At 33.7% G+C, this 14,143-nt stretch carries 11 protein-coding genes and 2 pseudogenes; 4 read left to right on the top strand and 9 right to left on the bottom strand.

Annotated features, from left to right (window positions below; translation table 11 throughout):
- A pseudogene (locus tag BM153_RS14310) lies at positions 1 to 116 on the top strand (IS3 family transposase); the annotation flags it as partial.
- Here the strand turns inward: BM153_RS14310 and BM153_RS11240 are convergent.
- The 3 genes from BM153_RS11240 to BM153_RS11230 form a co-directional block, all read right to left on the bottom strand.
- The gene (locus BM153_RS11240) at positions 89 to 844 is read right to left on the bottom strand and encodes an AraC family transcriptional regulator (RefSeq protein ID WP_242949135.1); all 756 of its coding nucleotides are present in this window, start codon (positions 842 to 844) and stop codon (positions 89 to 91) included. The pseudogene BM153_RS14310 and the gene BM153_RS11240 sit on opposite strands and share 28 nt — an antisense overlap.
- A gap of 106 nt (positions 845 to 950) precedes the next feature.
- Positions 951 to 1,286, bottom strand: a complete 336-nt coding sequence (locus tag BM153_RS11235) for a DUF3784 domain-containing protein (protein ID WP_092873889.1) — start codon at positions 1,284 to 1,286, stop codon at positions 951 to 953.
- 524 nt (positions 1,287 to 1,810) lie between these two features.
- Positions 1,811 to 3,064, bottom strand: a complete 1,254-nt coding sequence (locus BM153_RS11230) for an ATP-binding protein (protein ID WP_092873886.1) — start codon at positions 3,062 to 3,064, stop codon at positions 1,811 to 1,813.
- A 93-nt stretch (positions 3,065 to 3,157) separates the two neighbouring features.
- Between BM153_RS11230 and BM153_RS14450 the strand changes: the two are divergent.
- A pseudogene (locus BM153_RS14450) lies at positions 3,158 to 3,346 on the top strand (IS30 family transposase); the annotation flags it as partial.
- A gap of 14 nt (positions 3,347 to 3,360) precedes the next feature.
- Here BM153_RS14450 and BM153_RS11220 read toward each other — a convergent pair.
- The 3 genes from BM153_RS11220 to BM153_RS11210 form a co-directional block, all read right to left on the bottom strand.
- Entirely contained in the window at positions 3,361 to 4,035 is a 675-nt protein-coding gene (locus BM153_RS11220; RefSeq protein WP_092873883.1) for a hypothetical protein, read from the bottom strand.
- Between the two features lie 103 nt (positions 4,036 to 4,138).
- A complete protein-coding gene (locus tag BM153_RS11215) occupies positions 4,139 to 6,190 on the bottom strand; it encodes a methyl-accepting chemotaxis protein (RefSeq protein ID WP_092873880.1) in 2,052 nt (683 codons plus the stop codon).
- 244 nt (positions 6,191 to 6,434) lie between these two features.
- On the bottom strand, positions 6,435 to 7,304 hold the full coding sequence (locus BM153_RS11210) for a LysR family transcriptional regulator (RefSeq protein ID WP_092873877.1): 870 nt from the start codon (positions 7,302 to 7,304) through the stop codon (positions 6,435 to 6,437).
- 171 nt (positions 7,305 to 7,475) lie between these two features.
- Here BM153_RS11210 and BM153_RS11205 point away from each other — a divergent pair, with 171 nt between their 5' ends.
- Positions 7,476 to 8,375 carry a DMT family transporter gene (locus BM153_RS11205; RefSeq protein ID WP_092873874.1) on the top strand — a complete coding sequence of 300 codons (900 nt, stop codon included), beginning with the start codon at positions 7,476 to 7,478 and terminating at the stop codon, positions 8,373 to 8,375.
- 101 nt (positions 8,376 to 8,476) lie between these two features.
- Here the strand turns inward: BM153_RS11205 and pepT are convergent, their stop codons facing one another.
- Positions 8,477 to 9,679: a peptidase T gene (gene pepT, locus BM153_RS11200; RefSeq protein ID WP_092873871.1), complete on the bottom strand. Its 1,203-nt coding sequence runs from the start codon at positions 9,677 to 9,679 to the stop codon at positions 8,477 to 8,479.
- Positions 9,680 to 9,931: 252 nt separating this feature from the next.
- On the opposite strand from pepT, the gene BM153_RS11195 reads away from it, so the two are divergent.
- Positions 9,932 to 11,278, top strand: a complete 1,347-nt coding sequence (locus tag BM153_RS11195; RefSeq protein ID WP_092873868.1) for an alpha-amylase family glycosyl hydrolase — start codon at positions 9,932 to 9,934, stop codon at positions 11,276 to 11,278.
- A gap of 44 nt (positions 11,279 to 11,322) precedes the next feature.
- On the opposite strand, the gene BM153_RS11190 is transcribed toward BM153_RS11195, so the two are convergent.
- Together BM153_RS11190 and BM153_RS11185 are read right to left on the bottom strand one after the other, a co-directional pair.
- Complete coding sequence (locus tag BM153_RS11190; protein WP_092873865.1) at positions 11,323 to 12,372, bottom strand: PHP-associated domain-containing protein; 1,050 nt, start codon at positions 12,370 to 12,372, stop codon at positions 11,323 to 11,325.
- Between the two features lie 314 nt (positions 12,373 to 12,686).
- Entirely contained in the window at positions 12,687 to 14,117 is a 1,431-nt protein-coding gene (locus BM153_RS11185; RefSeq protein WP_092873862.1) for an amidophosphoribosyltransferase, read from the bottom strand.
- Between the last annotated feature and the right edge of the window lie 26 nt (positions 14,118 to 14,143).

Below are 14,143 nucleotides of genomic sequence, written 5' to 3'. Positions count from 1 at the left end.
ATCTGGAGATACTTCATGAGCTACTGGAACAACAGGAGAATCTGCACATCCAATGATGGACTTCCTCCTAGAATAAAAGAGAGAGATACTATGCTGCTCTACCTATGGCTGCATAGCTATCTTCTTTATACGAGTTAAATGTGTAAACCATTATTGACAATATCACCGCCCATGTTCCTGCTTTCATTGGCAAAGTTTCTAAACCTGCACCAATTTCTTTTTCTGTTGTCAAAACACCAATCAAATGTGTCAGATAACCTTCTTCTTTCTTAAACTCTGTGTCTGAATTATAGGAAACATTGACAACTTCAAACGGTTCCATATTTTGCAGACGATGCATTTCTTCTCTTTGTTCCTGCGTGATGCTGTTTGCAAGATCCACAATTGCGTTATTAACTCCTTCAAACTGCATCGGTACTCGTTTACTTACACCGACAAAATTAAATGCCGGTTTTTCAATAATTCTGCATTTCATGCTGTTTCCTCCGCTTACTTTTACTATGAAATTAAATTTGGGAAACACTTTAAGTTCCCCTCTCCTTGAAATCTCGGAGGGTAAGAAACCACACCAGTTTTTAAATGCTCGTGTAAACCCATCCATCGATTGGTAGCCATACTTAAAAGCAATATCCGTCACTTTTTTGCCATGAAGCAAATCATAGTTTGCCTCAGACAATCTTCGGTTTTTAACATATTCATTTATAGACATACCTGTTAGAAAGAAAAAAACATTTTTAAAATGTAGTTCCGAAACGCTGACTCTTTTCATTGCTTCGTCAATCACTTTTTCATCCAATAAATGTTCTTCAATATAATTGATGGTGTCGTTTAATTGCTTAAGCATTTCCTTACCTCCTTGCCACAAATTATAGTAGCTTTAGGAAACCTTTGCTCGACTTTATCATTATAAAAAAATCGAATTATATTTTTACACATCTTCAAATTGTAATTTACTTTAATAAATATTTTTCAAACGCTTTATGATTATCAAAGTGGACTTCTCTAAAAAACAGAACTAACCAAATAATATAGGTTGGTATAGCTATATATGGGCTTAAAAAGCAGGATAATAATGCTCCTGCCAACATTATAATAGCCCACATAAAACACTGATTTCTTATATCACGAGAGATATGAGCTTTATCATACAATGCCTGTTCTTCTTTAGAAAATGAATTAAATCCTGAAACAAATTTTGCTGCTTTTTCCTTAAAAATCGCAAATAACACACCTATAATCAGAAATGGTATTACCAAAATTATACACGACCAAAATCCTATATTCATAATACATACCTCCGCTTCAAACTCCGATTTGTTGATTTAAATTACCTTATAAGCTTATCACATCTTATATTCTAAAACAGATAATATTTTAAAAATAATTAAGGTTATAAGCTTATAGGTTAAATTAATCCAGCAATCCTTTGCTTGATTACCCAGAAAACATCTTCTTTATCCTTAGTAGAAAGCTGGTCGTATAACCTACATAAGGAGATGTATCTATTACAAAGAATCTGCTCTTCACTTTCCTTGGCGTAGGATTCTAATAATAATTCTCGAACATCTACCTTATAGAGTTTTGCAAACTCAACAATTTCATCTGCTGTAGGTTGACTTTCATTCGCTTCAATTGTTCAAGCTTTTCTGGGAACCGAAATCTGCGATGCTCACCGTAGTAGAGCTTTGCAGCTTTCTGTATGTAAGATTTTGGGATCTCAAATGTTCCCAGAAATAGCGCATTTTCAATTAGTGTTTCTCGGCGATAGCTGCCTGATCTGGTGTGCTATCCTACGACACTTTTTAAGCTTTTACTTTTTTGAATATTTCGTGCCTCTGCCAGTTCCATATTTTATAACATAGCCTGCATCAAGCAGATTATTCAAATTTCTAACTGTTTTATCTTTACTCCAATTAAGTTTTTCTGCTATTTCACTGCTGCTGTAACGCATTTCACTAGTTAACAACTCCAGCAACTTATTTTCATCTGATGTAACTGATATTGTTGCAGATAATGCCGGAAGCGTAACCGTAATTGAATTATCTTTTATTTCGAACCGTGGCTTTATTTGACAATCTTTATATGCATCCACAATTCGTTTTATTCCAGTTCCAAACATTTCAATATAATGTAATCTAAAGAAAATGTTTCCTAATACTGGATTTCTTAATGTGAAAATATTTCCATGCAAATATTCATCCTCGCTAATTCCACTTGGCAACCCACCTGGTGAAGAAATCTCAATCTTGTCCTCATACATCGATATTCTAATATTTGCATTTATATCCCATGTTCTATGTACTAATGCATTTGCAACCGCCTCACGAAATGCTTTTTCAGGCACCCTTTCAATTAAAACTCTATCAGCACCTTTTATCTGCTCATATTGGTAATATCTTCTATACATAGTAAGAGCCTTATCATACTGTGTGATTATCGACATATGAATAAAACTCTCTCGATCCAGTATTTCATCAATAGATTTACCAAAACGAGCAACATCAATTCCTGAAAAATTATTTTTATCAGCTAATAGTGAAGCTGCATTATTGAGCCGCCCCTCTTTTGTATAAAACCCTAAAGTCCTAAGTGTATCGTCATTAACTCCTGTTATTCCTAGCTTATCAATAAGACTTTTCTCAAGTTCATCAAAAGTCATATTCTTATCCTCATTAGCTAATGATTCAAAGTATATGTTATTTCCCTCAAGCGTAAGGCGCTTTAATTCAATTTGATCAACCTCAACAGAAGCAGTGTCGCTTCTTCGATATGCTTTCCCTTTGTAGAGATATGGCTTATATCTTCCCTCATTTATATCTAACGTTATAACATTATTTAATCTATTAATCGAAAGGGCATAATCAGGTTTAGGTGAAATAGAATCATTAATTTTGTTTTCAATTTCTAGACATTTCTGATCCGGATCATCTATACCAATAACAGTTCCATCATCAGCAATTCCAAACAGTATTTTTCCTGTTCCGAAATTAGAAAAAGCACTCACTGTTTTTAAAAATGAATTTGTTACTTCAGATTTATATTCTAAGATTCTTGTTTCCTTCATTAAATAATTCCTCCCACTACTTATCGCAACTTTATATTACGATAAAGGCTACGCAAATGCAACGTATTTTTTTGCGTTGCATTTGCGTCGAGTGCTTTTTTACGTGATTCTAATACTGCTAAATCGGTAAAAGATATATTTAATGACCTCTATGAAAAACTTGGTCATGACGTATTTACACAGTTATTTCCTGTTATATTAACTGACCGCGGAAGTGAATTTACAGATCCGCTTTCAGTGGAATTCAACAGTGTAAGTGAACGCAGGACTCATGTGTTTTACTGATAACTGATTTATCATTCCAGCTTTTCTACCGGAAGCCCATCTATGCCATAAAGTATTACCGGATTGTCCGGGCAGGTTTTTACATATACCACCAGATTATAGAGATAATCCAATATATCATGTGGCATCTGACTGTCATCATCAGTCATGTTATAAATCAGTTCTATTCCTGATGAATAATCAGTTTTAATATATGCATTTTCACCAGGGGTATAAATATAGATGTAGCAATATTGAGAATCATAATTTTTGGTTGTAACCTCGATTACCCATTGACCAAATACCGCCTTAAAAGAAACCACTTCCGTTGAATCTTCTGTGGTACAAATCAAATGGTCATCGGCACCGCAATCAACAAACCAGCTATCAAGATCTAATGCTCCGGTATGATCTGTTTGAAACTCACTAAGCTCCTTTATTTCCATGTTTGCACCCATAAATTCAAAATCCCATTTATCAGAAGCCGTTTTATCCTCATTGTATGGTAGCTCTGACTCTGACACTTTTTCCCTATCCTCATTGTTTGATAGCTCTGACTCCGGCACTTTTTCCTTATCTTCTTGTGTGGTTTTTTCTGCTTCTTTTGTGCTTTCGTTTTTACTGCTATCTGTAGCCGGTGCATTGCCACCACATGCACTAAAAACCATCATTACAGCAATAAGCATTGATAATACTCGAAGTTTCATATTCCTCCTCCTTATAAATTATTTTTATTAACAAAAGAACACCTACCACCAGGTAGCGGGTGCTCTTATGTTTTTATTATTACATTAATTTGGATATCTATATTTAAAACTTAAAGAATTTCATCTGTTCCTGAAGCTCATCTGATATATTCTTAAGATTTTCAGCACCTTCTTTAAGTTTCTCACTACGATGTCTGGCTTCTTCGACATTTTCTTCTATCTCTAAGGTATTAGAAAGTACAGTCTTTGTGCCGTTAGCCTGTGTAGTAGTTGCCTCAACTATTCTTCCTGATATCTCATCTACCTCTTTTGCATTATTAAGCATCTTGTTTATCTGCTCACTTGTAGATTTTACCTGAACAACGGTATCACTGTAATCACCAACGATTTTTTCAAGTATACTTACACCGTCTGTAATATCATCTACGCTCTTCTTGGTGGCTTCTCCAGTCTTAGTCATTAATTCCGAAATATCTGAAACAAGTTTTTCAATCATTCCGGCATTTTCATTACTGGTATAGGCAAGCTGTTTGATTTCATCTGCTACTACCGCAAATCCCTTGCCGGCCTCTCCTGCTCTTGCAGCCTCTATAGAAGCATTTAAGGAAAGGAGATTGGTCTGGGAGGCAATGTCCTTAATTACAGAGGTAATGGTCGAAATCTCCTCAGCGGATTTTTCTACATTTGATACATGGGACACAAGCTCATCCAAAGAGTTTTGTGCTATATGCATTCTCTGGGTAACTTTATTAAGGTTATCCTGGGTTTCTTCTGATTCACTTCTAACAGTTTCCATATAATTTCTGGCTTCAGAACTGGAAAGAGCAGTTTCTTCTGCAATCTTTGACAGATTTTCCGAATCCGCAGAAAGATTTATAATGGACTCATTTATACTGTTCATTTCTTCAGAAAGATTGTTTAAAGAACTCCTTTGGGTTTCTGTGGACTCATTAATACCATTTGCCAAATCTTCAAAATCCAAAGCATGTTTATTTAAGTTTTCAGAAGTATTATTTACCTCTGAAATAATGGTGCTCATCTTTGTAATATAGGATTGAAGGTTGGTATTAATATCCGTAACCTCATTTTCAAGACCTTTTTTAGTCTCTGCAAATTTAACTGAAAGATTTCCCTTGGAAATATCGATAATGTCTCCCGTTGCTTTCTTTAAGCCTTTCATAGCATTTCTTACAGTTAAACTAATTGATACTGTAATAATTATAAAAATCAATACTGCTGCACATACCAGCATTAAAAGAATTTTATTTAAAGCATCGTAAGCAGTGTCATATTTTTCATAAATCATAAGATACCATTCTGTACCATTTATTCCCTGAACAGTGATAACATAATTACCCTTTGATGTTTTAATTGTCTGATTAACATGATCCACATCAAAATTTTTGAGTAAATCCAATAAGAACTCATCTTGAGCATCTTCCACTGTAAGTCCTGAATATTCTTCATCACTAGAAGCAATAACCATACCACTTTTATTATCTATAAGTATAAAAGATGCATTAAGTTTTTCACTTTCTTCTACTATAGTATCTCTAATGGAAGAAAACTGAAGGTCAGATGCTGCTATTCCTATAGGATTACCACTTTTGTCTTTAATATTTCTTGCACAGGTAACAGAATATTCAGTCATACCATCAGAGGTATAATATGAACATTTATCAAAAGCCGCCTTGTCATTGGAAAGGCCAAATTTATACCAGTCCTCTGAAGGAAACTCCGGATAGGATTCTATACCGTCATGGGAAAGAGTTGTACCATCCTCATAAACAATATATATACCGCTACTACCGGTGATAATATTTTCGCCTAAAGCTTCCATGTATTTTACATAATTGGTTTTATCTCCAAGAAATCCATTTTCATACTGTTCTGCAACACAGTTTAAAATGGCCATACATTCATTACTCCATACTTTAATCTGGTTACTAACACTACCACATTCACTGCTCATACGCTGTACAATCTGGTCACTGTAACTTGCCTTTATATTTATAAAAATTGCCACAAAAATTAAAAATACAACTAATGTTAAACCAGGAACAACCCTGATTAAAATAAGTTTTGACAATTCCATAAAATTTTTGCGTTTTGGTTTATTTTGCCCTTTTGTTTTTTTTACTTTTTTCTCAGCCATAAGCACTCTCCTTAATAATCCCTGACAAATAGAACACTATTACATTTTACAAATACTACTCCCTGTATGCTTTATTAATAATATTCATTTTCAGAATGAATCCATCATTTTAGCCCCAAAGATACACAAGTACCTTCACCTTCTTATATCGACAGCAATATTTTTTTTATGATAGTTTATCCCTTGAAAAATAGGTAGTATTTATGCTACTTATGTCTGATTTTATCTATATTTAAAATACTCTTTAATCCCGATATTTTAAGTATTCCATAAAGCGTTTTACTGCAATGGAAGCCGTATCAAAATCCCTTAAAACAAAGCCTATATCTCTAAAAGCCGGCTTATCTAAGGGCTTAATTAAAATATTATAGGGAATTCTTTTTAGGATTAATTCAGGAAGTATGCTTACTCCTAATCCGTTTTCTACCATGGACATAATGGCATAGTCATCCAAAGTGGTAAATCTAACATTTGGAGTGATATTGTTTTCTGAAAAAATACCTGAAATTTCGTTTTTTCCTCCTTTATCAAGAAGCATAAAAGAGTCTTTTTCCAGGCGACTTACTGGATAAGTTTTATTGTAAGCTAAAGGATGATTTTGGGGGATTATGGCCATTAATTGGTCTTTTTTTAGATTTATACTATAAAATTCCTCTTTTACCGGAAGTATTAAAAATCCACAATCTACTCTTCCTTCTTCAATCCATTCTTCAATTTCAAGATAATCTCCTAAAAGTATTTCATAATCTATTCCCGGATAATCCTTTTGAAATTCTTTAATAATCTTTGGAAGCCAATGAGTGGCAACACTTGATACTGTGCCGATTCTAATAAGTCCCTTTTCTAAGCCTTTTAAGTCACTTACCTGACTTTGTATTTTCTCAAATTCGCTGCAAAGTCTTTTGGCAAAGGGTAAGATTTTTAATCCGTCTGAGGTTATTCTGATTCCAAATCTACCTCTTTCCAAAAGTGTAAGATTCCAGTCGTGTTCAAGATCAGCAATCATTCTGCTTATTCCTGACTGAGAATAGTTTAATTTTTCAGCAGCTTCTGTGAAGCTTCCTAATCTTACAGTTTCCACAAAAGCCATGTATTTTTGAATATTTGTCTCCATTTTTTGTCCTTATTTTTTATATCTGATTTTGTTATAGATTTCATTACAAACATTCTCTTTTGTAATAATCGTTTATATGATACATTACTTAAGCAGGTATTGTAAAGAAATAAAGTGGCCGCCAATCTTTACTTTAAATACCCAGTTATTTGTATAACCGAGGTCTTTGAAATGAAAAATGATTTTCTAAAGTATATTTTTTCATTGCTTATCTTTGGCTCAAATGGAATACTTGCCAGTATGATAGATATTACAAGCTATGAAATAGTTTTTTTTAGAACATTTATTGGAAGTGTGCTGCTTATTACAGCCTTCATTATTACAAAAAATAAATTTACATTTTTTAAGGAAAAACAATCCTTTTTGATGCTGATTTTTTCAGGCATTTCAATGGGTGTTTCCTGGATTTTCCTTTATGAAGCTTATAACCAGATTGGCGTTAGTATCGCCACCCTTTGTTATTATTGTGGTCCGGTTATTGTAATGGTTTTATCACCCTTTTTATTTAAGGAAAAGTTCACCCTTATAAAACTTTTAGGATTTCTCACGGTAATCTTTGGAATTTGCCTGATTAATTTAAAGGCAGTAAACAGCGGAATTAATTTTTTAGGAATTTGTTTTGGCATGATATCAGCATTAATGTATGCTTTGATGGTTATTTTCAATAAGAAATGCCAAAATATTCAGGGACTTGAAAATGTTATTATACAGCTTTTTGTCAGTAGTTTAACTGCAGGTATATATACATTTTTTAAAAAAGGAATTTCAGTAAATGTTTCCTTTGAAAGCCTTGTTCCACTTTTGATACTTGGCATTATCAATACAGGATTTGGATGTTATTTATACTATTCCTCAATAGGAAAGCTTCCGGTACAGACTCTATCTGTTTGTGGATACTTAGAACCCTTATCAGCTATAGTTTTTTCAGCTCTTATCCTTAAGGAAGTTCTTTCTTTAATGCAGATTGCAGGTGGGATTTTAATAATAGCAGGAGCTATTATCAGTGAAGGAATTATTAGTGAAAAGATAAGCCAAAAGCCTTTATTATTAAGGCATTCCCTAAAAAGATAGTATACATAAAATTTGATTATTTCTTTTAACAACTTTATATAAACCCCAAAACAGCCATATAAAAGTTTTATATGGCTGTTTTATTGTTGTTCTTTAATCTATTATCTGCCTGTTAATTTTATTAAAAGTTCAGTAGTAATTTCCATCTCCTGTATGCTGGCATATTCATTTACACTATGATAATTATAACCTCCGGTACAAAGATTTGGACAAGGTATTCCCCTAAAGGAAAGATTTGCACCGTCTGTACCTCCACGAATAGGCATAGTTTTTCCATTTACCCCTAATTCTTTAAGAATGTCCATGGCATTATCAATAAGTTCCATATGAGATTCAAGGACTTCTCTCATATTTTTATATTGATCCTTAATTTCTAATTCAACTACTTCTTTTGCATATTTCTTGTTTAAAAATCCGGCAACTTCCATAAGATATTCTTTTCTTTTTTCAAAGGTTTCTTTATCATGGTCACGAATAAGCATTTTCATTGTTAGGTCTGTAACATCACCTTTAATTTCACCTACATGATAAAAACCTTCATAACCTTCTGTATGTTCAGGTCTTTCATTAGCAGGAAGCATATTTATAAATTCATTAGCCAGTAATATTGCATTTATCATTACATTTTTTGCACTGCCGGTATGTACATTATTTCCTTTAAAGAAAACTTTTACTCCTGCTGCATTAAAACATTCGTATTCTAAAATTCCAAGTTTTCCACCATCTACGGTATAAGCCTGTCTTGCCTTGAATTTTTCTTCATCAAAATAATCTGTTCCCCTTCCGGTTTCTTCATCTGGTGTAAAGCATATTGCAAGGGGTCTGTGAGGTATTTCTTCATTTTCTTTTAAGTATTCCAAAGCAGTCATTATCTCGGCAATACCTGCCTTGTCATCTGCCCCCAGTAAAGTATTTCCGTCTGTTGCTATAAGATCTTCGCCTATATGATTTAACAGCTCCGGAAATTCTTTTTCAGAAAGAAGTTCATCTTTTCCCTGATAATTTTCTATTATTCTTGTTTTTACATTTTTGCCTGATGCTTCAGGGGAAGTATCCATATGGGCAATAAAGCCTAAAGCGTTATTATTGCTTATGTCTCCTCTTTTTTCTAGGTATCCGTAAACATAACAATGCTTTGTATCCATGCTTACTTCCAGGCCCAATTCTTTTAATTCTTCTGCTAAAATATTAGCTAAATCGAATTGTTTTTTTGTGGTAGGAGAACTTTCGCTATCCTCATCTGACTGGGTATCAATACTTACATATTTTAAAAATCTCTCAATAAGTTTTTTGTTTTTTATCATTTTTTGCCTTTCTTTTATTGCGACTTTTCGCAAATATTTTTTTATTATTCTTAACATTTATCAACATTATAACATGAAAAAGTCAACCTTTTTAAGAATTGTTTATAATTAGCGTTTTTTCTCATAAAAATACGAACTTTCTTTTATGCTATAATAGATACTACTTGTTGATTATTAATTTGAACCCATAGTAATCGGAATTCGAATGCAAATTCCTAATATCCGCTTTACTACGAAACGGAGGAAAAAACTATGACATGGTACGATGAAACTTCTTTTTATCATATTTATCCCTTAGGTCTTGCCGATGCTCCTGTTGAAAATGATTACAGTAATGTAAGTCACCGCTTAAATAATATTATCCCCTGGATAGACCATATTAAAGCCTTAGGATGTAACGGACTGTATCTTGGCCCCCTTTTTGAATCCGGAAGTCACGGTTATGATACTACTGATTATATGAAACTTGACTCCCGTTTAGGTGATAATAATGACCTTAAAAATTTCGTTTTAAAATGCCATGAAGCCAGCATAAAAGTAGTCTTAGACGGGGTTTTTAATCATACCGGAAGAGATTTTTTTGCCTTTAAAGATATTCAAAAAAACCGTGAAAACTCCAGATATAAAGACTGGTATCTTAATGTAAATTTTTACAATAATAATTCCTATAATGACGGTTTTTCCTATGATAACTGGGGTGGTGTTGACTTATTGGTAAAATTAAATCCCTATAATGAGGAAGTAAGAAATTACATTGCCGATGTAATAAAATTCTGGGTGAAGGAATTTGACATAGACGGAATAAGATTAGACGCTGCTGATGTAATGGATTTTGAATATTTAAAACATATCAGAAGGGTTATTAATGATGTAAAGCCTGATTTTTGGCTTATGGGAGAAGTTATTCATGGTGAATATAACCGCTGGGTCAATAATGATATGCTTATTGCCGTTACAAATTATCCACTTCATAAGGCTTTATATTCAGGGCATAATGAACATAATTATTTTGAAATCGCCCATACAATAAAAAGACTTAATGATATGTCCGGTAATAATATTCTTTCCCTTAGACTTTATAATTTTTCTGATAATCATGATGTGGACAGAATTTATACCAAGCTTAACAATAAAGAACATTTTGTGCCTGTACATATTTTGCTTTATACTTTGCCGGGAGTTCCTTCAATCTACTATGGCTCTGAATTTTGCCTAGATGCGAAAAAGGTTTACGGTACTGATGTAAATCTTCGTCCTGCCCTTAATTTGGAAGATTACAAAGACTATATTAATAACAATAAATATACAAATCTTTTGGCTAAATTAGGGCATTTAAGACAGGAAATAAAGGCTTTATCCTATGGAGTATATCAAGAATTACTTCTTACTAACAGACAGTATTCTTTTTCACGAAGCATGGATAATGAACTTGCCATAATAACGGTAAATAATGATGAAAATCCTGCCGGATTTAATCTTCCTGCTTTTGGTAAAAATGAATTTGTTGGTAAGCTTTCAAATAAACATTTAACAGCCCAAAATGACCGTTTGGATATTAATATCCCCCCTTGTGACGGAGAAATATGGATTCCGGTGTAAAATACAAAAATATTACCCTCCCCAAAATGAGGAGGGTAATATTTTTATGAATGTTTATAAGTTTTTTTACTGTGAATATCCCTTGGGGGCATCAGTTTTTTCTTAACATATTGAGGGAGTTTTTTGTAATTTCCACTTCCCTTTATCTCTTCATAGATTCTCTTATAGTCTTCGAAATTTTTGATATCTTCGTGAATATTCTTATGTTCATCTTTAAAATGCTGAATGTCAACCACAACATCCTCTACTATTTCTTCACAGATATCAATACTTTTTTTCTTTACATCTTCAATTTCTTTTTTGGCAATTTCAACGCCCTTCCAGGTATCTTCAAATACTCTGTTTCTGGCATGGGTATTTAATAAAGCTTCAAGCTGATTGTAAACCCAGTATCCCACAACTCCTAATTTAATCTGTAAAGCATTCATGTATTTGACTCTGTCTGCACTGAAAAGATTAACTATCTGAACTTTGCTGTCACCTTTTATTGCCCTTATAAGGTCATTATTACAGGTGATTTTTGTATCAAATTCTGTGTAGGCTGTTCCAACCTGTTTTTTCTTGTGGGCATCAGAACCTGACGTTTGTGGTTTTTTATAATGGTTTGCAAGTCTTTTTGCCTTCCAGTTAGCTTCCTCAGTTATTCCTGCATTATTGGTTTCTATAAAATCAAAAATATTTATTATTTCCTTGTTTTTCTTATAAAGCCTTGTATTTGTAATGGCAAAACTTCCATTTCCATATGGATGAGCAGCTCCTATTATTCCACCGTAAAGATGTACAATCATGGCAAGAAGTTCTAACTTAAGCCCTCTTCTTTCCAAAATAGGACAAAATACATTGTCAGGAAGAATGCATATTACATGTCCTCCGTCTTTTGTATCATACTCGATTCCCTTAAGCACATAAAAATCTTTAACCTCATTACCTACAGCTTTAAGCCTTTCCCATGTACGATAGCCACCGTAGGTGTCATGGTCGGTACAAAGCATTCCCTTATAGCCAAGAGATTTTAGCTTCCTTGCATAGTCATAAACCCCGATTTGTGCATCAATTGAACCTTCTTTTGTATGACAATGAAGATCATATTTCATAAAAATTTAACCCTCTTCCTTTCCCAATATTTATTACCTTTTCTAAGTTTCTTTTATACCTTACAAATTCATTATGTAAAGCGGACATTCGGAATCCGCTTCGCTACTTCCTCATGAACACAGTGGCACTTTGTGCCACCTGTCACAATATAATACAAATAACTTTCCTTTGACCTATTATATATCTAATTTTTCATTCTGTGGCGGCTTTTTAAAAAAATTAAGAAAAATTTATTCCTGCCTTTAAACTTCAATAACATGTGTTAAAAAAGCCGGATTACTTTTTTAATAATCCGGCCCTGTATATTTATTTTTTATTCTCTTCCATCCCAACAATAAGTACAAAGCTTACATTTATCCATTCCAATAGCTTCGATCATATCATCAAGTCTGTGATAATGTAGGGATGTAAATCCCAACTGTTTTCTGATTTCTTCTAACATTTGCATATACTCTTCCGAATTCGGATCGGTATATTTGGCTAGAGTCTCTTCTGACGGAAACATACTGCCCTCTAATTTTTCAATCATCCTTCTGGTAATTAACTCTGCCTCAGAATTTGACCTGGAAAAATTAAGATATCTGCATCCAAACACCAATGGTGGGCAGGCAGGTCTGATATGTACCTCTTTTACACCGCTTTTATATAAATATTGGGTAGTTTCTCTTAACTGAGTTCCTCTTACAATGGAATCATCAATAAGAAGAAGCTTTTTATCCTCTAATAATTCTCTTATTGGTATTAATTTCATCCTGGCAATAAGATCTCTTCTGCTTTGTATGGTAGGCATAAATGAGCGTGGCCAGGTAGGAGTATATTTTACAAAAGGTCTTGAATAAGGAACTCCTGATTTATTGGCATAACCAACGGCATGGGCGATACCTGAATCAGGTACTCCTGCTACCATATTTGGCTCTATATTTCTTTCCATATCTCTTTGGGCAAGCTTATATCCGCATCTGTAACGAACATCCTCTACATTTAATCCCTCATAGGTTGAAGCAGGAAATCCATAATAAATCCATAAAAATGAACATACTCTCATTTCTTGTCTGGCTTTAACCAACTGGGTAATGGAATCAGCATCTACAAAAACCACTTCTCCAGGGCCTAATTCCTTTTTAAGGGAATATCCAAGATTCAAGAATGAAAAGCTTTCAAAACAGATACAATGTCCTCCATCTTCCCCTTCCTTGTAGCCTATCTCTACAGGAGTACGGCCATATTTATCTCTTGCGGCATATATTCCATCTTTGGTTAATAACATAAGTGTCATGGAACCATCAATTACATCCTGGGCATAACGAATCCCGTCTACTATGGTTTCTTCCTGGTTAATAAGGGTAGCTACCAGTTCCGTAGGATTTATATCTCCTCCGCTCATTTCAAGAAAGTGAGAATGTCCCTTACTAAATAAATCATTTGAAATTTTTTCTATATTATTGATTTTTCCTACTGTTGTAATGGCATAGGTGCCGTGATGTGACCTCACTATAAGTGGCTGTGGCTCGAAATCCGAAATACATCCTATTCCAAGACAACCCTTCATTTTAAGAATATCTTTGTCAAATTTAGGTCTGAAATTGGTACTTTCAATATTGTGAATTGACCTGTTAAAACCCTCTTCTTTGTCATATACTGCAAGTCCTGCCCTGCGGGTTCCCAGGTGCGAATGATAATCAGTGCCGTAGAATAGATCAAATACACAATCGTTGTGTGATGCTACTCCAAAAAATCCTCCCATTTATGCTGCCTCCGTTCTTAATAAAA

The sequence above is a fragment of the Acetitomaculum ruminis DSM 5522 genome (genome assembly GCF_900112085.1).
GTDB classification, from domain to species: domain Bacteria; phylum Bacillota; class Clostridia; order Lachnospirales; family Lachnospiraceae; genus Acetitomaculum; species Acetitomaculum ruminis.
The sequence above is the reverse complement of the archived record's forward strand: the minus strand, read 5'-3'. Positions and strand labels throughout refer to the sequence as shown.